Source organism: Thalassovita gelatinovora, from assembly GCF_001458355.1.
Taxonomy (GTDB): domain Bacteria; phylum Pseudomonadota; class Alphaproteobacteria; order Rhodobacterales; family Rhodobacteraceae; genus Thalassobius; species Thalassobius gelatinovorus.
The window spans coordinates 39,701-61,149 of record NZ_CYSA01000015.1 but is presented as its reverse complement, the minus strand read 5'-3'; the positions used below and the strand labels follow the sequence as shown (position 1 = coordinate 61,149).

Annotated in this window: 17 protein-coding genes; 8 read left to right on the top strand and 9 right to left on the bottom strand. The window is 59.0% G+C overall.

Annotated elements, in window-relative coordinates; all coding sequences use genetic code 11:
• Positions 1-117: 117 nt before the first annotated feature.
• Positions 118-2,004, top strand: coding sequence for a cytochrome c3 family protein (locus TG4357_RS05095; protein WP_158509053.1), 1,887 nt, complete (start codon positions 118-120; stop codon positions 2,002-2,004).
• Positions 2,005-2,019: 15 nt separating this feature from the next.
• Here the strand turns inward: TG4357_RS05095 and TG4357_RS05090 are convergent, their stop codons facing one another.
• The 4 genes from TG4357_RS05090 to TG4357_RS05075 all read right to left on the bottom strand — a co-directional run bounded on the left by TG4357_RS05090 (position 2,020) and on the right by TG4357_RS05075 (position 7,398).
• Positions 2,020-2,322, bottom strand: a complete 303-nt coding sequence (locus TG4357_RS05090) for a DUF4342 domain-containing protein (RefSeq protein ID WP_058261792.1) — start codon at positions 2,320-2,322, stop codon at positions 2,020-2,022.
• A gap of 145 nt (positions 2,323-2,467) precedes the next feature.
• On the bottom strand, positions 2,468-2,890 hold the full coding sequence (locus TG4357_RS05085) for a hypothetical protein (RefSeq protein ID WP_074646998.1): 423 nt from the start codon (positions 2,888-2,890) through the stop codon (positions 2,468-2,470).
• Between the two features lie 104 nt (positions 2,891-2,994).
• Positions 2,995-4,887, bottom strand: coding sequence for a propionate-CoA ligase PrpE (prpE, locus tag TG4357_RS05080; RefSeq protein ID WP_058261790.1), 1,893 nt, complete (start codon positions 4,885-4,887; stop codon positions 2,995-2,997).
• 231 nt (positions 4,888-5,118) lie between these two features.
• Positions 5,119-7,398 (bottom strand): NADP-dependent malic enzyme, encoded by a 2,280-nt coding sequence (locus tag TG4357_RS05075; protein WP_058261789.1) that lies wholly within the window; start codon positions 7,396-7,398, stop codon positions 5,119-5,121.
• A 182-nt stretch (positions 7,399-7,580) separates the two neighbouring features.
• On the opposite strand from TG4357_RS05075, the gene TG4357_RS05070 reads away from it, so the two are divergent.
• From TG4357_RS05070 to TG4357_RS05045, 6 genes are all read left to right on the top strand, one after another.
• The gene (locus tag TG4357_RS05070; RefSeq protein WP_058261788.1) at positions 7,581-7,973 is read left to right on the top strand and encodes a cytidine deaminase; all 393 of its coding nucleotides are present in this window, start codon (positions 7,581-7,583) and stop codon (positions 7,971-7,973) included.
• 6 nt (positions 7,974-7,979) lie between these two features.
• Positions 7,980-9,284, top strand: coding sequence for a thymidine phosphorylase (locus TG4357_RS05065; protein WP_058261787.1), 1,305 nt, complete (start codon positions 7,980-7,982; stop codon positions 9,282-9,284).
• Complete coding sequence (locus tag TG4357_RS05060) at positions 9,284-10,498, top strand: phosphopentomutase (protein ID WP_058261786.1); 1,215 nt, start codon at positions 9,284-9,286, stop codon at positions 10,496-10,498. Before TG4357_RS05065 ends, TG4357_RS05060 begins: the two co-directional genes overlap by 1 nt.
• Positions 10,495-11,484, top strand: a complete 990-nt coding sequence (locus tag TG4357_RS05055) for an adenosine deaminase (protein WP_058261785.1) — start codon at positions 10,495-10,497, stop codon at positions 11,482-11,484. Before TG4357_RS05060 ends, TG4357_RS05055 begins: the two co-directional genes overlap by 4 nt.
• Positions 11,481-12,113: a uracil phosphoribosyltransferase gene (gene upp / locus TG4357_RS05050; RefSeq protein WP_058261784.1), complete on the top strand. Its 633-nt coding sequence runs from the start codon at positions 11,481-11,483 to the stop codon at positions 12,111-12,113. The genes TG4357_RS05055 and upp overlap by 4 nt, the downstream gene beginning before the upstream one ends.
• 68 nt (positions 12,114-12,181) lie before the next feature.
• Positions 12,182-13,543, top strand: coding sequence for an SPOR domain-containing protein (locus TG4357_RS05045; RefSeq protein WP_074647015.1), 1,362 nt, complete (start codon positions 12,182-12,184; stop codon positions 13,541-13,543).
• 51 nt (positions 13,544-13,594) lie between these two features.
• On the opposite strand, the gene TG4357_RS05040 is transcribed toward TG4357_RS05045, so the two are convergent.
• From TG4357_RS05040 to TG4357_RS05025, 4 genes are all read right to left on the bottom strand, one after another.
• Positions 13,595-14,614, bottom strand: a complete 1,020-nt coding sequence (locus tag TG4357_RS05040) for a hypothetical protein (RefSeq protein WP_058261782.1) — start codon at positions 14,612-14,614, stop codon at positions 13,595-13,597.
• Between the two features lie 100 nt (positions 14,615-14,714).
• The gene (locus tag TG4357_RS05035; RefSeq protein WP_058261781.1) at positions 14,715-14,906 is read right to left on the bottom strand and encodes a YgaP family membrane protein; all 192 of its coding nucleotides are present in this window, start codon (positions 14,904-14,906) and stop codon (positions 14,715-14,717) included.
• A 126-nt stretch (positions 14,907-15,032) separates the two neighbouring features.
• The gene (locus TG4357_RS05030; protein WP_058261780.1) at positions 15,033-16,658 is read right to left on the bottom strand and encodes an AMP-binding protein; all 1,626 of its coding nucleotides are present in this window, start codon (positions 16,656-16,658) and stop codon (positions 15,033-15,035) included.
• 110 nt (positions 16,659-16,768) lie between these two features.
• On the bottom strand, positions 16,769-18,346 hold the full coding sequence (locus TG4357_RS05025) for a M10 family metallopeptidase C-terminal domain-containing protein (protein ID WP_058261779.1): 1,578 nt from the start codon (positions 18,344-18,346) through the stop codon (positions 16,769-16,771).
• Positions 18,347-18,441: 95 nt separating this feature from the next.
• On the opposite strand from TG4357_RS05025, the gene TG4357_RS05020 reads away from it, so the two are divergent.
• Positions 18,442-19,113: a sulfotransferase family 2 domain-containing protein gene (locus tag TG4357_RS05020; protein WP_058261778.1), complete on the top strand. Its 672-nt coding sequence runs from the start codon at positions 18,442-18,444 to the stop codon at positions 19,111-19,113.
• Positions 19,114-19,228: 115 nt separating this feature from the next.
• Here TG4357_RS05020 and TG4357_RS05015 read toward each other — a convergent pair whose 3' ends face one another.
• Positions 19,229-21,430 carry a 3-hydroxyacyl-CoA dehydrogenase NAD-binding domain-containing protein gene (locus tag TG4357_RS05015; RefSeq protein WP_058261777.1) on the bottom strand — a complete coding sequence of 734 codons (2,202 nt, stop codon included), beginning with the start codon at positions 21,428-21,430 and terminating at the stop codon, positions 19,229-19,231.
• Positions 21,431-21,449: the final 19 nt, after the last annotated feature.

Below are 21,449 nucleotides of genomic sequence, written 5' to 3'. Positions count from 1 at the left end.
CTTGCCGCGGCTGCCGGGGTGACCTAGCATGGCGTCAATTCATTGCTGCAATTTTCAGGGCCTAGCATGTTTTTGACCCGATTTACTATTCTATTGGCGGCTTTCGGAGTGGCCGTTTTGTCTGTTCGTCCCGCTGCGGCGTCGGATATCCTGAAAGAATACGGCATCCCCGTCACCACAGGCGCGGCGGCCGGTTACATCCCCGACACTACCTGCGCCGAATGCCACCAAGACAAGGCCGAAAGCTTCAGCGAAATGGGGATGGCGAAGAGTTTCTATAGGCCATCGCCGGATAATGTCATCGAAGATTTCGACAACGCACATTTTTTTCACGCGGCTTCGAACCGGCATTATGAAATGCAACAGCGCGATGGGGCCTATTGGTTCACCCGCTATCAGTTGAATGAAGCGGGTGTCCGGATTCATAAGTTCGAACAGAAGGTCGATTGGATCCTCGGATCGGGCCATCACTCCCGGGTCTACCTGTATCAGACCACCAGCGGCGAATTGTTTCAGCTGCCCTTGGCCTGGTACAGTCAGCAAGGCGGCAAATGGGAAATGGCGCCGGGGTTTGAATTTTCCAATCATCTGGGGGTCAACCGGCCGGTTCGGCAACGCTGCATGGCTTGTCACAATGCGTTTCCCGACGTTCCAGAGGGCAGTGATCGTCTGGGAATGCCCGAATTGTTCCCGGTGCATCTGCCTGAAGGGATCGGTTGTCAGCGCTGTCACGGGCCGGGTGCGGATCATGTCGAGAAGGTGCTGGGCGGGGATAGCGATCTGAAAGACATCCGCGCCGCCATCGTGCATCCCGGCAAGCTGCCGCAGGCGCAGCTTTATGGCATTTGCTATGGCTGCCATATGCAGCCAAGTGTGGCGGTGACGCCAGAACTGAGGCTGGGCCGTTCGGTTTATTCCTTCCGGCCCGGACAAAGCTTGAGCGATTACAAGGTGTTTTTGGATGTCGATGACGCGTTGCGGATGCGCGAAGACCGGTTCGACATCAACCACCATCCGTTCCGGATGGAACAAAGCCGCTGCTTTATCGAAAGCGAGGGACAGCTTGGTTGTCTCAGTTGTCACGACCCGCATGTGAAAATCAAACCGGATGAGCGCGCCGCGCATTACCGGGCGGCGTGCCTGTCTTGCCATGAAAGCAACGGGCAGGGATTGCCCGCGATGCAAAGCGGCCTGATCCACCCCGATATCGCGCCCGATGCTGATTGCACCACCTGTCATATGCCCGAACGCCGCACGCAGGATGTGATCCATGTCACCATGACGGATCACCGGATTGTGCGCGATCCGGGGCCGCTCCAGTCGCTGAAACAACCAATCGCCAAAGTTCCGGCCGAGATTGTCGGGGTCAGCTTGCTCTATCCCGACACACCGCTCAGTGCTGCCGAAAAGCTGCTGGCCAAGGCCAATGGGGTTCTGCTCAATCAGAACTTCAAGGCGGATTATGCGGCCGAAGCGATGGCAGATGTCATGGCGTCGGGCGAGGTTGCCCAGTATGAACCCTGGATATCGCTTTCGCGCGCCTTTTACGCGCAAAAAGCATATGACAAATCTTTGGCTGCGGCTGAGCGGGGTTTGGAACTGGCCCCGGACATCGCGCAGTTGCGATTGCAAAAAGCGGTTTCTGTTTATGCTTTGGGGCGGCAATCCGATGCGATTGCGCAGTTGCAGGCGCTGATCGCTGATCACCCTAATTACACCCTTGCCCAATATGACCTTGCGGCCTTTTATTTCGGCACGGACCGTTTGGAACAGGCGCGTGAACAGGTGCTACGGGTGACGCAACTGCACCACACCCATTGGCAGGCATGGCGGCTTCTGGCCCGGATCGAGGCGCGTCAGGGTAATGCCGATGCTGCGATCAAGGCGTACCTGACGGGACTCGACATTGAACCTGCGGCGGTATCGATGCGCGAAGAATTCCGCGCCGAACTGGAACGTGCGGGCAGGGGGGATCAGGCGCAGCGCTACGAGGTGGCGAAGTAGCGCGGCGGTGTCGCTCTAGTCGGTGTCGTCTTCTCCCTTGCTTTCTTCTTCGCGGACGATTTCAATCTTTACCTTGGTTGCAAAGGCGGCAATCGCGCCGATGATGGCCAAAACGGGTGCGGCAAGCACCACAACACCACCGGCAATCGCGCCCACCGATAGCGGTATATCGACGGCAACGTCGCCATCCGGTTCGATGATGCGCACCCGGCGCACTTGCGCTTCGGCGGCCAGATCCTTGATCTTGCCGATCAGGGCATCACTGGAAATTTCGATTTCTTCTTTCCAGGTTTTATTGTCTTTGGAATCCTCGGTCATCTTGGGGGCCTCTGATTGTACGAAATAAGCTCAGACTATCCGAACGGGCAGGGGATGGGATTGATTCAAATCAGATGGGCACGACTGATCCATCCCGATCGAGGGCAGGCAGGACGACAGGTTCATAAAACTCAGCTGCGGCGCGTCAGTTGAAGCTCAACACGGCCAGAACGACGACGGTCAGGGACGTGATCAACCCTGCGATGCCAAGTTTGCGGGTAGTGGCAGGCGGCGGCGGAATACCGGTTTTCCGGCCTCGGATCGACAGCAACTGCATCCGGATCGAAATACCGGTCAGCACCGCGGCAGCCAGAATTTTCAGATCGAACAGCAGAAATAAGCCGGAAATACCGCCATAAAGCAGGAACAGCAGCCAGATTCCGGTGATCCACAGCAGGGCCAGCGCAATCGCGGCGGCGATGCCGATCCGTCGCTGGACCAGCCCGACCGAGGGGCGCGCTTCGGGTGGCAAGCCACCAGCCGTTATCCCGGTGATCATGCTCGCTACGCTACCACCGACACCGACCGCCATGGCAAGGAAATGCAGTATCAGGATTAGTTGAGTCATACCGGCCCCTCTCGCCCATCCAGCGTAAGCGGGTTGGGGTATTTGATCAATGGCTAAGGACTGGCGCGCAAGGGGCGCCAGTGGTCCCGCTTCCCAAGCGGGCCTCAGCCCTTGGCGTAGCCGATGGTTTTCAGAGCACCCTTGATTTCATCAAGGATCGCAGGGTCATCAATCGTGGCGGGCAGCTTGAATTCCTTGCCGTCGGCGATCGATACCATGGTGCCGCGCAGGATCTTGCCCGACCGGGTTTTGGGCAACCTGTCCACCACCACGGCCAGTTTGAACGCTGCAACCGGGCCGATTTTTTCGCGCACCAGCTTCACGACTTCTTTGACCACGTCTTCATGCGGGCGGTTCGATCCGGCGTTGAGGCACAGGAAACCGACCGGCAATTGCCCCTTCAGATCGTCGCTGACCCCGATCACGGCGCATTCGGCAACGTCGGGATGGCTGGCCAGCACTTCTTCCATACCGCCCGTCGATAACCGGTGACCGGCGACGTTGATCACGTCATCGGTCCGCGCCATGACGTAAAGATAGCCGTCTTCGTCCTTCATCCCCGCATCGCCGGTTTCGTAATAGCCCGGGAAGGTGTTCAGGTAGGATTTGCGATACCTGTCCTCAGCATTCCAGAGCGTCGGCAGGGTGCCCGGCGGCAGCGGTAGTTTGATTGCGATGGCACCCAGTTCACCGTTTTTGACCGGATGGCCGCCTTCGTCGAGGATCTGCACATCATAGCCCGGCATCGGTAGCGACGGCGATCCCAGCTTGATCGGCAATTCTTCGATCCCCAGCGGGTTGGCGGCGATGGCCCAACCGGTTTCGGTCTGCCACCAATGGTCGATGATAGGCACGTTCAGTTGTTGCTGCGCCCATTCGATAGTGTCGGGATCGGCGCGTTCGCCAGCCAGATAAACCTGTTTCAGGCAGGACAGGTCGTATTTCTTGACGAATTCCCCTTTGGGGTCTTCGCGCTTTACCGCACGAAACGCGGTGGGGGCGGTGAAGAAGCTTTTCACCTTATGTTCGGAAATCACCCGCCAGAACGTGCCAGCATCGGGGGTACCGATCGGTTTGCCTTCGAAAACGATTGTGGTGTTGCCATGGATCAGCGGCCCGTAGCAAATATAGCTGTGTCCCACGACCCAACCGACATCCGACGCGGCCCAGAACACGTCGCCGGGATCGACGTTATAAAGGTTCTTCATGGTCCAGTTTAGCGCGACCAGATGGCCCGCAGTGGGGCGGATGACGCCCTTCGGCTGACCGGTGGTGCCAGAGGTGTAAAGGATATAGGCGGGATGATCGCCTTCAACCGGCACACAATCGGCGGGATCCGTGCCATATTGGAAGCCGTGCCAATTGTAATCGCGCCCCTCTTTCAATTCCGCCACTTCGTTTTCACGTTGGAAGATCACATTGAAGGCGGGCTTGTGATGGGCCAGATCGATGGCTTCATCGAGCAGAGGTTTGTAATGGACCACGCGGCCTGGTTCGATGCCACAAGACGCGGCGATGATGCATTTGGGCTTTGCGTCATCAATCCGAACCGCCAACTCATTGCTGGCGAACCCACCAAAGACGACCGAATGGATCGCGCCCAGACGGGAACAGGCCAACATCGCCTCAAGCGCTTCGGGGATCATCGGCATATAGATGATGACGCGATCACCTTTTTCGACCCCCTTGGCGCGCAGGGCACCGGCGAGGCTTGAAACACGATTGCGCAATTCGACAAAGGTGATCCATTTTTTCGATCCCGTTACCGGGCTGTCATGGATGATTGCGACCTGATCACCGCGCCCGTTTTCCACATGACGATCAACGGCGTTCCAGCAGGTGTTAACCTTTGTGTCCTTGAACCATTCATAGAGGGGGGCATTTTCATCCGACAGCGCCTTGTTCGGGGCGGTGTCCCAGTCGATCGCCTGCGCGGCTTCGAGCCAGAATGCGTCGGGGTCTTTCTGCCAGCCTTGGTAAACGTCTTTATACGACATCACATGCCTCCTCCTGAACTGATGTAACAGGTGTATCGGAGCGGCCAGATTCTTCGCAAGCGCGTTACCGGTCACAGCGACCGTTTTACGCAGAAAGTTTGCAGAATTAGCGAAATTCACCAATAGAAATTTGCAAAATCATTGAAAATATTCCGAATAGAAAGGGAATGAGCTTGGATTTGCAAATTTTTAAACTTTGGCCGGGCGGTTGAGCGCCCGACCTTTTCGGACTCAGCCGTAATGCGCCACCGGGGTTCCGGCGATGGCGGCCATGTTCAGCAACCCGCGCGCGGTGATCGATGGGGCCACGATATGGGCGCGGTTTCCCATCCCCATCAGGATCGGCCCGACTTCCAATCCGTTCGCGCGCATTTTCAGAATGTTGCGCACGCCCGACGCCGCGTCGGCATGGGCAAAGACCAAAACATTGGCGGCCCCCTCCAGCCGTGAATTGGGGAAAATCCGGTGGCGCAGATCCGGGTCCAGCGCCGATTCCACGTTCATTTCCCCTTCATAGGCGAAATCGCGCGGTTTGCTGTCGAGGATCGACAAGGCTTCGCGCAGGCGTTCGCCTGACCCTCCGCTTTGATTGCCGAATTGCGATTGCGAACACAGCGCGACCTTGGGGGCCAATCCGAACCGGCGCACATGGCGGGCTGCACCTTCGGCAATCCGCGCGATACTGTCCGGGGTGGGCATTTCATGCACTTGGGTATCGGTGATGAAAAGCGGCCCATCTTCTAGAATCATCAGCGACAGCGCCCCATGCGGTGACAGGGTGTCGCTGCCAAGGATCTGGGTGATGTAATTCAGGTGCCAGCGATATTCACCGAAAGTTCCGCAAATCAGGCTGTCGGCATCGCCACGATGGACCGCGACCGCGCCAATGGCAGTGGTGTTGGTGCGCATGATGGCCTTGGCCAGATCCGGGGTGACGCCTCGGCGTTGCATCAATTCGTGATACGACTGCCAGTAATCGCGGTAGCGAGAATCGCTTTCCGGGTTCACCACTTCGAAATCGCGATCCGGGCGGATGGTCAGACCGGCGCGTTCGCAGCGAGTTTCGATCACCTCGGGGCGACCGATCAGGATTGGTGTTTCGGTGGTTTCCTCCAGCACTGCTTGGGCGGTGCGCAGCACGCGTTCGTCTTCGCCTTCGGCAAAAATGATGCGGCGCGACGCGGCGCGGGCGGCTTCGAATACCGGCCGCATTAGCAGTGCGGATTTGAACACCGACTGGTTCAGCCGGTGTTTGTAGGCACCCAGATCTTCGATTGGCTTGGTGGCGACACCGCTGTCCATCGCCGCCTTGGCGACGGATGCGGACACCACCCCGACCAGACGCGGATCAAAGGGTTTCGGGATCAGATAATCGGCCCCGAAGGTCAACTGTTCCCCCTTATAGGCTTCGGCGGCTTCGGCGCTGGTGGTGGCGCGGGCCAGTTCGGCGATGCCCGCGATGCAAGCCAATGACATGTCGTCATTGATTTCGGTTGCGCCGACATCCAGCGCGCCGCGGAAAATGAAGGGGAAACACAGGACGTTATTGACCTGATTGGGGAAATCCGACCGGCCGGTGGCGATGATCGCATCCGGGGCGACCGCGCGGACATCGTCCGGCATGATTTCGGGCGTCGGATTGGCCAGCGCAAAGACGATCGGTTGCTTCGTCATCTTGGCGACCATTGCGGGTGTCAATACACCGGGACCGGACAGGCCAAGGAACATGTCGGCACCTTCGATCACGTCATCCAGCGTGCGCTTGTCGCTGCTCTGGGCATAATCCGCTTTCTGCGGTGTCATGTCTTCGGTCCGGCCCTGATAGATCAGCCCGTGAATGTCGCAAAGCCAGACATTTTCCCGCTTCACGCCCAATTTCAGCAGCATGTTGAGGCAGGCAATCCCTGCCGCGCCGCCGCCGGTGGAAACGATTTTGATATCCTCGAAACGTTTGCCCGCCACCCTGAGCGCATTGGTGGCCGCGGCCCCGACCACGATGGCGGTGCCATGCTGATCATCGTGGAAAACGGGGATGTTCATCCGTTCGCGGCACAATTTTTCGACGATGAAACAATCGGGGGCTTTAATATCTTCAAGGTTGATCGCGCCGAAGGTCGGCCCCAGCGCACAGACAATATCGGCGAGCTTTTCCGGGTCGGATTCGTCCAGTTCGATGTCGAAACAATCGATATTGGCGAATTTCTTGAACAGAACTGCCTTGCCTTCCATCACCGGTTTCGACGCCAGCGCACCGATATTGCCCAAGCCCAGCACCGCAGTGCCGTTCGACACCACCGCCACCAGATTACCGCGCGCGGTATAGCGGCTAGCATTGGACGGATCTGCCTTGATTTCCAGGCAGGCTTCGGCCACGCCTGGACTGTAAGCCAAGCTGAGGTCGCGGCCATTTGCCAAGGGTTTGGTGGCGCGGACCTCAAGCTTACCTGGTTTGGGAAATTCGTGGTAACCAAGCGCCGATTGGCGCAGCGATGGGTTCTGATTATCCGCCATGCGACTCCTCCGATCTAGTTAGTTTAATGCTAAACTAATTTTTCGCAGGATGAAAGCCGTTGTTTTTAGGCTGGTGGCGGGCGCATGCTTGCAAATGACACCGCGTCGGGTCAGAGTTTTCAAAACGGTCAAAACGGTCTTCGGACCGAAACCGGATCGCATAGAGTTCAGGAGGTATTTCAATGTCATTGCTGGATACGGCGCGGGATGTGCGCGAACGGGCCTATGCGCCTTATTCCAATTTCAAGGTCGGCGCGGCAATACGGTCGAAATCGGGAACGATTTTTCAAGGCTGCAATGTGGAAAACGCCGCCTATCCCGAGGGCACCTGCGCCGAAGCCGGTGCAATTGCCGCAATGATTGCTTCGGGGGAAACCGAACTGGTGGAGGTTTGCGTGGTCGCGGATGCGGAAACCCCGGTCACCCCCTGCGGCGGCTGCCGTCAGAAGCTTGCCGAATTCGGCAAAGGCGAAGTGACAGTGCGGATGGCGACGCTTGACGGGCCTGAACTGACCATGACACTGGCCGAACTGCTGCCCGGTGCCTTCCACAAAAGCCAGATGGATCGGAGCTGAACCGCTATGGATGCCCGCGCCATCATCGTTAAAATCCGCGACCATCAGTCGGTTACGCAAGAAGAACTGAACTGGTTCGCACAAGGACTGGCCGATCGCGGCGTCAGTGATGCGCAGGCTGGGGCCTTTGCGATGGCCGCGCTGCTGAATGGGTTGGGGGAGAAAGGCCGGGTCGGTCTGACCCTTGCGATGCGGGATTCCGGTGATGTGATGCGCTGGGACATGGACAGGCCGGTTCTGGACAAACATTCCACCGGCGGGGTCGGCGATTGCGTCAGTCTAATACTTGCCCCGGCTTTGGCGGTGTGCGGCGCGTATGTGCCGATGATTTCGGGCCGCGGGTTGGGCCATACCGGTGGGACGCTGGATAAGCTGGAAGCAATCCCCGGATACCGCACCGATCTGGACGAGGCGCAGTTTCGCAAAGTGGTCGGGCAGGTGGGCTGTGCCATCGTGTCGGCCAGCGGCGATATCGCCCCGGCGGATAAACGGCTTTATGCGGTGCGTGACATCAGCGGCACAGTGGAAAGCCTTGATCTGATCACTGCGTCGATCCTGTCCAAGAAGCTGGCCGCCGGGCTGGAAGGGCTGGTGCTGGATGTGAAGGTCGGAACCGGCGCGTTCATGAAAAGCGCCGAAGACGCCCGCGCCTTGGCACAGGCTTTGGTCAATACTGCGAATGCTGCGGGATGTCAGACTTCGGCTCTGATCACCGATATGAACCAACCGCTTGCCCCGGAATTGGGCAATGCGCTGGAAGTGGCAAGTTCGATGCGGGTTCTGACCAGGCAGGTTCAGGGCCGGTTGCTGGATTTGACGGCGCAATTGGGTGGGGTGGCACTGGCCAATGCCGGACTGGCCGGGGATGCCGAGGCTGGGGCGGAACAGATCGCCAAGGTAATCGCCGATGGCAGCGCGGCAGACTGTTTTGGCCGCATGGTGGCGGCGCAGGGCGGGCCGGTGCAATTCGTCGAAAATTGGCAGCGGTTTCTGCCCGAAGCCCCGGTGATCCGTGAATTGGTTGCTCCGACCGATGGGTACATCGTCGCGATGGACGGTCAGGCGCTGGGACTGGCCGTGGTTGGGCTGGGTGGCGGACGTCAGGTGGAAAGCGATGTGGTGGACCCGGCGGTCGGGATTTCCGACATGCTGCCACTTGGCACCAAAGTGCAAAAAGGTCAGCCGGTGGCGCGGGTTCATGCGGCACGCGAAGAAGCGGCGGATGTCGCCTGTAAAACCGTGCTGGGGGCCGTAACACTGTCGTCCAAGGCCCCCGATCTGCCGCCGCTTATCCATGAAAGGATTGGCTGATGGCGCGCGCCTTCCTGATCGTGATCGATAGCGTCGGCATCGGCGGCGCACCGGATGCCGACAAGTTCTTCAATGGCGACCGGCCCGACACCGGGGCGAATACGGTCGGCCATATCGCCCGCGCCTGTGCCGCAGGGCAGGCCGAAGAAGGCCGCAGCGGGCCATTGCATCTGCCCACACTTGACGCCTTGGGGCTCGGGGCTGCGGTCAAGCTGGCCTCGGGCGAGGCGGCTGCTGGGTTGGGGGTGGGGGCTCTGACCGGTATTTGGGGAGCGGCAACGGAAACCAGCCCTGGCAAGGATACGCCGTCGGGGCATTGGGAACTGGCAGGTGTGCCGGTGCCTTGGGATTGGCATTACTTCCCGGATACCACACCAAGCTTCCCACCAGACCTATCGGCCAAAGTGGCCGAACTGGCCGGGACCGACGGCATATTGGGCGACTGCCATGCCTCCGGCACCCAGATCATCGCGGATCTGGGGGCGGAACATATCCGGAGCGGTTGGCCGATTTGCTATACCTCGGCGGACAGCGTGTTGCAGATCGCTGCGCATGAAGCCCATTTCGGGCTCGACCGTTTGTTGCAGCTTTGTCAGGATATCGCGCCGATCGTGCATGCAATGAAGGTGGGCCGGGTTATCGCACGGCCCTTTGTCGGCACCGAGGCGGATGGGTTTACCCGCACCACTAACCGGCATGATTATGCCATTGCGCCACCAAGCCCGACATTGTGCGACTGGGCGCAGGGGGCCGGACGCGCCGTCTATGCCATTGGCAAGATTGGGGATATCTTTTCGATGCAGGGTATCGACGAGGTGCGCAAAGGCAGTGATGCGCAGTTGATGGCTGATCTCAACGATCTAATCGACGCCGCCGCAGACGGAAGCCTAACCTTTGCCAATTTCGTCGAATTCGACAGCCTTTATGGTCATCGGCGGGATATTTCGGGTTATGCCCGCGGATTGGAATGGTTCGACGCGGAATTGGGAAAAATTCTGCTGCGCTTGCGGCCCGACGATTTGGTACTGGTCACCGCCGATCACGGGAATGATCCCAGCTGGAGCGGCACCGATCACACCCGCGAACGGGTGCCGGTGCTGATCGCGGGCAAGGGTGCGGGCAGCTGTGGCTTGGTCAATTTTGTCGATATCGCGGCCAGCGTGGCCGCTCATCTGGATATTCCCGCGCATGGGCCGGGACGGAGTTTTTTATGAGTTGGAAAGATTTTCCCAAGGTCGAATTGCATCTGCATCTCGAAGGTGCCGCGCCGCCGGCATTCGTGCGCGGGCTGGCACAGGAAAAGGGGATCAACCTTGATCGGGTGTTCGATGAGCGGGGCAATTACGCTTTTCGTGATTTCACCCATTTTCTGCAGGTCTATGAGGCCGCTACGCAGGTTTTGAAAACGCCCGAGGATTACCGTCGGCTAACCTTGGCTGTGTTGGAACAGTGCGCCGAAAACGGCGTGATCTATGCCGAAACCTTTCTCAGCCCCGATTTCTGCGGTGGCCGCGACGTGATCGCGTGGAAGGAATATCTGCACGCGATGAAGGAAGCCGCGCAACAGGCCGAAGCGCAGATGGGCATCACCCTGCGCGGCATTGTCACCTGCATTCGTCACTTTGGCCCGGACAAGGCGCGGGAAACCGCGATCTGCGCCGCTGAAACCGCCGGGGGCTGGATCACCGGCTTTGGTATGGGCGGCGACGAAGGATTAGGCCGGCAGGGCGATTTCGCCTGGGCCTTCGATTGTGCCCGCGAAGCAGGATTGCGGCTAACCACCCATGCCGGGGAATTCGGCGGACCGGAATCGATACGGCAGGCGGTGCAGGATCTGAAGGTCGAACGGATCGGCCACGGCGTGCGCGCGATTGAAGACCCGGCACTGGTCGATATTCTGGCTGAAACCGGCGTCGTACTGGAAGTGTGCCCCGGTTCGAATGTGGCGCTGGGCCTCTATCCCAGCTACGGGGCCCACCCGATCGCGCGACTGCGCGAGGCCGGGGTCAAGGTGACGGTATCTACCGACGACCCGCCCTTTTTTAATACTACCATGACGCGGGAATACGAAGAACTGGAACGCGCCTTTCGCTGGGGAATAGAGGATTTTACCGCATTGAACGCGATTGCCATTGACGCGGCCTTCTGCGACGAAGGCACCCGCACAGGCATCAAGGAAAAACTGGAGCAAGCCGCATGACCGAGCATCTGACCATCGTTACCCATCCACTGGTTCAGCACAAACTGACTTTGATGCGTGACAAGAAAGCGTCGACCGGGGAATTCCGTCGCCTGCTGCGTGAAATCAGTCAGTTGTTGGCCTATGAAATCACCCGCGATCTGGAGTTGACCACGCGCGGGATCGAAACCCCGATGCAGGAAATGGAAGCACCGGTGCTCAAGGGCAAGAAGCTGGCGCTGATATCGATCCTGCGGGCCGGAAACGGGTTGCTGGACGGTGTTTTGGAATTGATCCCTTCGGCCCGGGTCGGGTTTGTCGGGCTATACCGCGATGAAAAAACGCTGCAACCGGTACAGTATTATTTCAAGGTTCCCGAAGGCTTGGAAGATCGCCATCTGATCGTCGTCGACCCGATGCTGGCGACCGGCAATTCATCGGTCGCGGCAGTCGATCTGCTGAAGCAGGCAGGGGCTAATAACATCAGCTTCATGTGCCTGTTGGCCGCCCCCGAAGGCGTCGCACGGATGAAAGAGGCGCATCCCGATGTTCCGATCGTCACGGCGTCTCTGGACGAACGGTTGAATGAAAAAGGGTATATCCTTCCGGGACTAGGGGATGCGGGCGACCGGATGTTTGGCACAAAATAGGCTGTCATTCGCTTTACTCAGGGAAACAATTCGTGCACAGTGCGTCTACATTTCGTGTGGGGGCACAGATGAAGTTTTTTAGAGTAGCCGCAAGCGCCGCTGTCGCTTTTTCGATGGGGTTTGGAATGGTTCAGGCCGCCACCCTTCGGGGGGCGGATGAACCGGCGGAATTTCCACCCTCCAGCTACAAAGGCAATCAATATGTCGATAGCCGGGGCTGCGTTTATATCCGCGCCGGGATCGATGGAAATGTGACTTGGGTGCCGCGGGTGACGCGTGGACGGGATCATATTTGCAACGCCAAGCCGACCTTTGCGCAGGCGACGGCAGAGAAACTGCCGGTGATTGCCGATGCTCCGACGGCCAAAGCGGAGCCGGTAGCGGTCAAGCCGCAGGCGGTGGTCAGGCAGCGCCAAGTGGTTCAGGCCCCCGCGGCGAAGCCCGCGCCGCGGACGGTGCGCAAACCGATGACCACGATCGCATCCATCGCGACCCCGCCCAAAATGATCAAACCGGTGCAACCGGCGCCGAAAACGCGGGCGATGAAGATGAAGCCGGCTCCGGTTCCGGTCCCGGCGGCGATGGCAACAGCCTGTGCTGGGGCGTCGGCGATCAGTCAGAAATATCTGACAGGGTCGGGCGTACGCTGTGGTCCGCAGGCGGAATCGCCAGTATCTTACGCCACGGGGAACAGTGGCAAACGTCGGATCGCCGCGCCCGCACCGGTTGTGCAGACCTACACCCGAAAGATACAGGTTCGCTCCGCTACGCCCGCAGCATCGGCACAGGTGGCCACGCTGTCGCCCAATGCCCGTATCGTGCCCCGTCACGTCTATGAACAGCAACTCAACGCCAAGTTGGCCAACCCGATCCCCAAAGGATACCGGCAGGTTTGGGATGATGATCGTCTCAATCCGTACCGGGCGCATCAGACCCGGACCGGGCAGGCGCAGATGGCGCTGGTTTGGACCGACACGATCCCGCGTCAACTGATTGATCGCGCGACCGGGCAGAATGTGACTCGGATGAATCCGGGGCTGCTCTATCCGTTCACCGACCTGACGACGCAGACCCAGACCTTGGCACAGATCGAACGTGACAATGCCGCAGGTGGCACGACCGGCGTGATGTCGACAAAATCCCGTGCCCCGGTGAAATCGGTGCCCGCCAAGCCCGCGCACAAACCGACGGTGCAGCCCAGCGGTCAGAGCTTTGTGCAGGTCGGCATGTTCGGCGTGCCATCGAACGCTCAGAAAACCGCCCTGCGGCTGAAACAGTCAGGCCTGCCGGTGAGGATCTGGAGCGCCAAGCGCAACGGCAAAGCCTATCAGATCGTGGTGGCGGGTCCGTTCCCGTCCAATGCCGGGGCGCAACAGGCGCTGGGTGCGGTGCGCCGTTCCGGGTTCAGCGACGCATTCCTGCGCCGCTGACATTTCGAACGGCTTTGAATGATGGACCCCTGCCATATCGGTGGGGGTCTTTTAAGTTTCGCAGATGCTTTGCAGCCTGATCCAGTCACCATCGGACAGAACCGGGCTGGGCGCAGCGCCGGGAAAGGGATCGGCTTCGATCAAAGGCAGCGTCGCTTCGCCCGACACGTCCAAAGCATAAGCATAGGGGCTGGATTTCACCCCGGCCTCCTGAAACCCCTGCAACAGAGTTTCGACGGGCAATTCGGTTTCGGGCTGGGTCAACAGAGCTTCGGCATAGGCCTTGAGCGTCTCGTCAGGCAGCGTTCCCGTGGTCAGCAGCCTGAGACTGCTGAACATGCCGCTGTGGCGCAGCAACCGATCCAGCGGGTCCGACGCACGGGCGCGCAGGGTTGCTGCAATGATGTGGCCAGCAGCGATATCGGGAACTTCGTAATCTTCGAACAAGGCGCTGTTCAGGACCATGATATTGCCCGGCAACATGACGCTGTCGGGCACACCGGTCTTCACCACGGTAAGGTGCAGATCGTCGTCGGTCAGCCGTTCTGCCAAGTGATCCAGCGCAAGGCGCGCGGAGGCGGAATTGCAGGATGGACCGGACAACCGCTGAATATCCGCCAATAGGCGCTGACCAATATCCAGCCGTTTGGCTGCGGGTACCACGCTGAGCGTGTGGTCGACCATCGCACCGGGCAACCAGAATACCCCGACCGCCAGAACCGACGCCAGCGAAGCTGCCATCATCGCGGTTCTGAGCCGCCCCGGCCTTGGCCGCCGCCGTTCGATCGCATTGCGCAGCTTTTCGATTGCGGCGACCATTTCGGTTTCGCCTTCGGTCAGTTCCAAGGTTTCGCCGGGGTCGCCATCTGGATGATAGATTGCGGGCCAGTCGCCCGGATTGGCGCGCATCACGGCGGGGAGAGACCAATGGGTCAGGGCCCGGTCCCGCAGGTCGGAAATGATCAGCGTCGCGTCACCGATCGACACGATCACTTCGCGCCGCTGTTCCTCGGGCGAGGCGCGCCAAAGGCCAGATGCCTCGATCCGCTGGTATTTTGTCAATGCTGTCATGCGGGCGCTGCTCTGCCTCGTTCTTCGAGACCTGAATAGCACGCCATGGGGCAGGGCGGCAATTGGCTAGCAGAGGAGTGGAAAACCTACCTTAAGCAGATCATGCCGCTTTGAATCCGATTTTGCGAAAGATGTACGCGGCCGGACACATCCCGGTGAAGGCCGACTGAATCAGGTTGATACTTATGAAGACGGTAAACCAGACGAAGGCCGGGTGAACCCAGTAGGTCAGCACCAACGAAAGAAGAACCATGAAGCCCGCAAAGGCGGTGACGGCTTGATTGATGGTCATTTCTGTATCCTCTTGTATAAAGCACATCCGGCGAAGAAACCGCAAAACGGCGATATGCCCAATCCCGGTGGGTGCGTTGATATTCCATATATGGAATATTATAGTTCGATGCAAGAGGTGAACCGGTCAGAGTTCCTTGGCCAGCGTTCGCAATTCGAATTTCTGGATCTTGCCGGTCGAGGTCTTGGGCAATTCCTGAAACACCACCTTTTTCGGCGTTTTGAACCCGGCCAGCCGTTCGCGGGCAAAGCCGATCAGATCGGCCTCATCCGCCTGATGCCCGTCCTTCAATTCGACAAAGGCGCAGGGGACTTCACCCCATTTTTCATCCGGTTTCGCCACCACCGCGCATAGCAACACATCGGGATGTGCCATCAGCACGCCTTCGACCTCGACCGAACTGATGTTTTCACCGCCCGAAATGATGATGTCCTTGGCCCGGTCGGCGATCTGCACGAAACTGTCGGGATGCTGCAACGCGATGTCGCCGGTATGGAAATAGCCGCCGGCAAAGGCTTCGGCAGTAGCGTCGGGATTTTTCAGATAGCCCTTCATTACCCCGTTTCCGCGCATGATGATTTCGCCTTGGGTGGTACCATCCATCGGTATTTGCTGCATTTTTTCATCAACCACGGTGATATGTTCATAGATCGGCATTGCTACGCCTTGCCGCGCCTTGATCGCGGCGCGGTCATCACCCTGCAACGGGTCCCATTTGGATTTCCAGGTGCATTCGGTGGCCGGGCCGTACACTTCGGTCAGGCCATAAACCTGCGTGACGTTGAACCCCATCGGTTCGATCTTGGCCAGGGTCGCGGGAGCGGGCGGGGCCCCGGCGGTGAAGACCTCGACCACGTGATCGAAATCGCGCTTGTCGGCTGCGGGCGCATTGACCAGCGTGTTCAACACGATCGGGGCACCGCCGAAATGAGTCACGCCTTCCTCCGCGATGGCGTCGAAGATGGCCTTGGCGGTGATGTCGCGGCAACAGATCACGGTGCCGCCCAGAACCGGCATCATCCAAGTGTGGCACCAACCGTTGCAGTGAAACAGCGGCACGATGGTCAGATAGCGCGGGTGCAATGTCATCCGCCAACTGATCACCTGACCCATCGCGTTCAGATAGGCGCCGCGATGATGATAAACCACACCCTTGGGCCGGCCTGTGGTGCCGGAGGTGTAATTCAGCGCGATACTTTCCCATTCGTCTTCGGGCATGATCCATTGGAAATTCGCGTCACCGGTTTCCAGCAGGGCTTCGTATTCCATGTAATGGCCATGGGCATGGACCCCGGCCTGATCGTCGGCCACTTCGATCAGGATCGGCGCGGGGCCGTCCATGATTTCGACCGCCTGCGCCAATGCCGGCAGGAATTGCGGGTCGACCAGCACCACCTTGGCTTGCCCGTGATCAAGGATATAAGCGATGGTGTCGGCTTCCAGTCGTGTGTTGATCGTGTTCAAAACCGCGCCGCTGGCGGGTATGCCGAAATGCGCTTCGGCCTGGGCCGGAATGTTGGGCAGGACGGTGGCGACCACATCGCCGGGATTGACCCCCAGCTTGGTCAGGGCCGAAGCCAGCCGGGTCACCCGGTCATGGTATTCGACATAGGTTTTGCGGTGCGTACCATAGACCACCGCCGGGAGGTCTGGAAATACGGTCTTGGCCCGCTCCAGCCAAGAGAGCGGGGTCAACGGCACATAGTTCGCCGCAGTTTTGCCCAGTCCGGTTTCGTCGGCCATCCAACCCATGATGATTTCCTCCCATTTTCAAGGCGCATATTGCGCGGCAGAGAGGGGCTTGAACAGTCCGTAAGAACACCAAACGATCTTTTGTCCCGGCCCCGCTCGGTTCAGGTCGGTCAGGTCAGAAGATCGTGTTCGGTTCCGTTCAGCCACAGCGTGATTTCCGATTGCGCCGCCCCATCCACCAAGGCCCAAAGGATTTGTCCGCTAGGTCGGTAGATGACAAAGGCTTCTTCTACTCCGGCGACACCTGCGCCTGCGGTTTCAACAAAATTGACCTGAAACTGTTCGCGCATCCCGGTGTTTCCGAATTGCAGGATATCGCCGTCTGAGGCGCTGTAATCCTGAATCCAGTCCGACCCGTGATCGGCGATCCCAAGGTGAAAGAACCGGTCGGCCCCGTCGCCGCCATTGGCTTGATCGTATCCGAAACCACCGTTCAGGAAATCATTGCCCGCGCCGCCATACAGCAGGTCGCCCCAAGCTTGCGCGGTCAGGTTGTCATCCCCGTTTGCGCCGATGACCGTGTCGGCGCCAAAGCCACCGATCAAGGTGTCTTGACCGTCATCCCCGCGCAATTCGTCATTGCCGTAACCGCCATCGATATAATCGTCGCCCGTTCCGCCGAAGGCGGCATCACGGCGGTCTGCATCGGTTAGACCGCCAATGATGGTGTCATTGCCATCGCCACCGATCAGCGAATCCAAACCGTCTCCCCCGGTCAGGCTGTCATCGCCACCGCGCCCGTTCAGGGTGTCGTTGCCATCCAGCCCTTCGATCTGATTGGCCAGATCGTTGCCTTCGATCAGATCGTTTCGATCCGTGCCGACCGCATTTTCGATCTCGACGCCATACGCGACCGCGATCCGGGCCTGTGCCCCGCCCGATGCGTGGCCAAGTTCCGAAAACCGGCCGCCCCTGAGATCCAAAACCGCTGCGGTGGTACTGCCCTCGGCGGTCAGGGTATCGGTGCCTGCACCGTCCCAGATGACGTAAAGATTGCCGTCGTCGCGCATGCCATAAGCATTGTTCCCGGCATTATAATCCGTATTGGTGCCCCACCGTTCCTGCAGCGCGGCGATGTCGTAAAGCATCAGGCTTTCCGGTTCCTGACCAAGATCCGGGTTCGGAGTATAGGACATCAATGTGAATTGGTAATTGTCCTCCTCTTCGGGCAAATATGGCCCGGGCGGCGCATTCAGTGGATTCACATCGTAATTGCCCGGATGTTTCAGCGAAAAGGCATGACCGATCTCGTGCAGGATCAGGTTTCTTTCACCGGGCTGGGTCAGATCGCGATTGCTGTTGAACACGACAAAGCCGTCATATTCGAGGCTGGGCCAACTGTCGTATTGAAACCGCCCCCGCCCGCCAGATAGCCCAGAAGAGGCGCGCAAGAAGGTGATGTCGACTGCGGTTTCGTCCAGAGTTTCGACGAATTGTACGTTCAGAACACGTTCATATTCCCTCAGGCCGGCGCGCACCGCATCGCGTTCGGCGTCGGTATACGTGCCCCAGCCGCCGACATCGGTCCAACTGGTTTCGCGCAAATCATCGGGGCGGTCATTCTGAAAACTATAGCTGATCTGAAGCGGTGGTGCTGCGGCCGTGTGATAGGTATCATAGGATGTGGGCCACTGAACTGCGTCAATGCGTTCGGGCATGTCTTCGGGAGGTACGCCTTGCTGTGTCATGCTTTTACTCTCAAATTTCTTTCCGCTTGAAAATTTCCTGAGTCTTGCGTGTGCTAGGCCTTTTGGCAATGCTTCCTTTGAGCTAGCATCGCGCCATGTTCATTTCGCATGGTCGACAATATATCTTTATCCATATCCCCAAAACCGGCGGCACTTCGATGGCGCTGGCGCTGGAAGACCGTGCGAAGAAGGACGATATCCTGATCGGCGACACGCCGAAGGCGGCCAAACGTCGGCGCAAGTATCAAAGTTCCGATTGCAAGGGGCGGCTGTGGAAACATTCCACCCTGACAGATATCGAAGGCTTGGTCGGTGCCGACGAGATTGAGCGCTATTTCACCTTTGCCATGGTGCGCAACCCGTGGGATCGGGTGGTCAGCTATTATCATTGGCTCAGGGATCAAACCTTCGATCACCCGGCAGTGAAGCTGGCCAAAGGCGAAGCCTTCAGTGGTTTTCTCAGCCATCCCTTGACCTGGCGGACACTTCAGGAAACCCCGGCGCGGTTTTATATGACAGATGCACGCGGCAACGAGATTTGCGATAGCTATATCCGACTGGAAAACGTCGATGAGGATGTCGAACCGCTTGTCGAACATCTGGGGTTTTCGCTGCGGTTGCCTCGGGTCAATGAATCGAGACGCCTGAAAGATTACCGCAGCTACTATAGCGACACCGATGCGGCGTTTCTGGCCGATATTTGCGCCGAGGATATCGAACGGTTCGGCTATAGCTTCGATCCGGTAAAAACGCCGGTGGTGCTGTAAGGACGACGACCGGGACAATACACCCGAAGGGCACTGTTATCCGTCCTCTCTTCATGACGACTAAAAAGCGCGCCCCCGAAGGGACGCGCGCACTCGGTAATACTGGGCGGGGCCGTTAGGCCGCCGCTTTGTCTTCCTTGCCGAACCGGCCATAGAAAGTCTGACCTTTCTCGGCCATTTCGCGCAGCAGCGGCGGACAGGCAAAGCGGTCGCCATAGGCTTCGGTCAACTGGTCACAGCGTTCAGCGGCATAGGGCGTGCCGATGATATCGATCCAGCTCAGCGGGCCGCCCGACCATGGGGCAAAGCCCCAAGCCAGAATAGCGCCGACATCACCTTCGCGGATGTCCATCAGAACGCCTTCTTCCAGTGCGCGCACCGCTTCCAGCACCTGTGCGAACATCAGACGTTCCTGGACCTCGATCAGGTCGGGTTGCGGATCGGTCAGCGGGTATTTGTCCACCATGCCCTTCCAATAACCCTGCCGCTTGCCGCTTTCGTCATAGTCGAAGAAACCGGCCTTGGATTTGCGGCCCAGACGTCCTTCGCCTTCCATCCAGAAGATCAGATCGTCGGACGGGCTTTCGGGATAGGCGTTGCCCATCGCCAGCTTGGTCGCGCGGGCGATCTTGGCTCCCAGATCGATCGAGGTTTCGTCGGTCAGCTGGATTGGTCCCACCGGGAAACCAAGCTGCTGTGCCGCATGGTCGATCAGCACCGGCGACACGCCCTCGGTCACCATTCGCATCGCTTCGTTCATGTAGGGAATGATGCAACGGTTGCAGTAGAAGAACCGCGCATCATTGACCACGATCGGGGTCTTGCGGATCTGGCGCACGTAATCCAGCGCCTTGGCGACGGCACGGTCCCCGGTTTCCTTGCCCTTGATGATCTCGACCAGCAGCATTTTTTCGACCGGCGAAAAGAAGTGGATGCCGATGAACTGTTCGGACCGTTTGGAAGCCTTGGCCAACTCGGTGATCGGCAGAGTCGAAGTGTTGGAGGCAAAGATGCAATCTTCGGGGATGATCGCCTCGACCTTCTTGGTCATCTCGGCCTTGACGCCGGGGTCTTCAAACACTGCTTCAATGATCAGATCGCAGCCTTTCAGCGCGTCCAGATCCGGGGTTGCCGTGATCAGAGACAGCATCGCTTCTTTCTTCTCGGCAGTGACCTTACCGCGCTTGATGCCCTTGTCGAGATAGGTCTCGGAGTAGGCTTTGCCCTTGTCGGCTGCGGCCTGATCGCGGTCGATCAGCACGACTTCCATGCCCGCCTGCGCCGAGACCAGCGCGATGCCCGCGCCCATCATGCCTGCGCCCAATACGCCCAGTTTCTTGACTGACTGATCGGGGATGTCTTGCGGCCGCACCGCGCCTTTTTCCAGCGCTTCCTTGTTCAGGAACAACGACCGGATCATCGCCGATGACGACGGGTTCATCAGGATATGGGTGAACCAACGCGCTTCGATCTTCAGTGCGGTGTCAAATGGCACCATCGCACCTTCATAAACCGCGCTCAGCAGCGCCTTGGCCGCCGGGAAAGCACCATTGGTATTGGCGTTGACCATCGCCGAGGCGCCGACAAAGGTCGGGAAACCGGCCGGATGATAAGGCGCACCACCGGGCATCTTGTAGCCCTTGGCATCCCACGGTTTGACCAGATCGGCATCCTTGGCATTCAGTACCCAGTCTTTGGCTGCGGCGACCGGATCAGCGACCACTTCGTCGATAATACCCGCGCCCTTGGCTTTCTTCGGATCGACCAGTTTACCTTGCAGCAGGAAGGGTGACGCGGCCATCGCGCCCAGCTTGCGCACCAGACGGGTGGTGCCGCCGGCACCGGGGAAAATGCCGACCATGATTTCCGGCAGGCCGATCTTGGCCTTGGGATTCTCGGCGGCAAAGATGCGGTGGGTCGACAGCGGCAGTTCTAGCCCGATGCCCACAGCGGTACCGGGCAGGGCGGCTGCGATCGGCTTGCCACCTTTCTTGGTCTTCAAATCCATCCCCGCCAGTTCGATTTTGCGCAGCAGCCCATGCATCTGCATGATGCCATCAAACAGGCCTTGTGCCGGGTTGTCACCAGCCCCGGTTTTCATGTCGGCCAGCACGTTCAGGTCCATGCCGCCGGCGAAATCTTTCTTGCCGGAGGTGATGACGATACCCTTGACGGTGTCGTCAGTCAGGGCGGTGTCGATCAGGTCGCCCAACTCGATCAGAGCTTCGCCGCTCATTACATTCATCGATTTGCCGGGGCAGTCCCAGGTGACGATGGCGACGCCGTCGGCGTCCTTTTCCATGGTGAAATCAGTCATATCTCTCACTCCTGCCCGG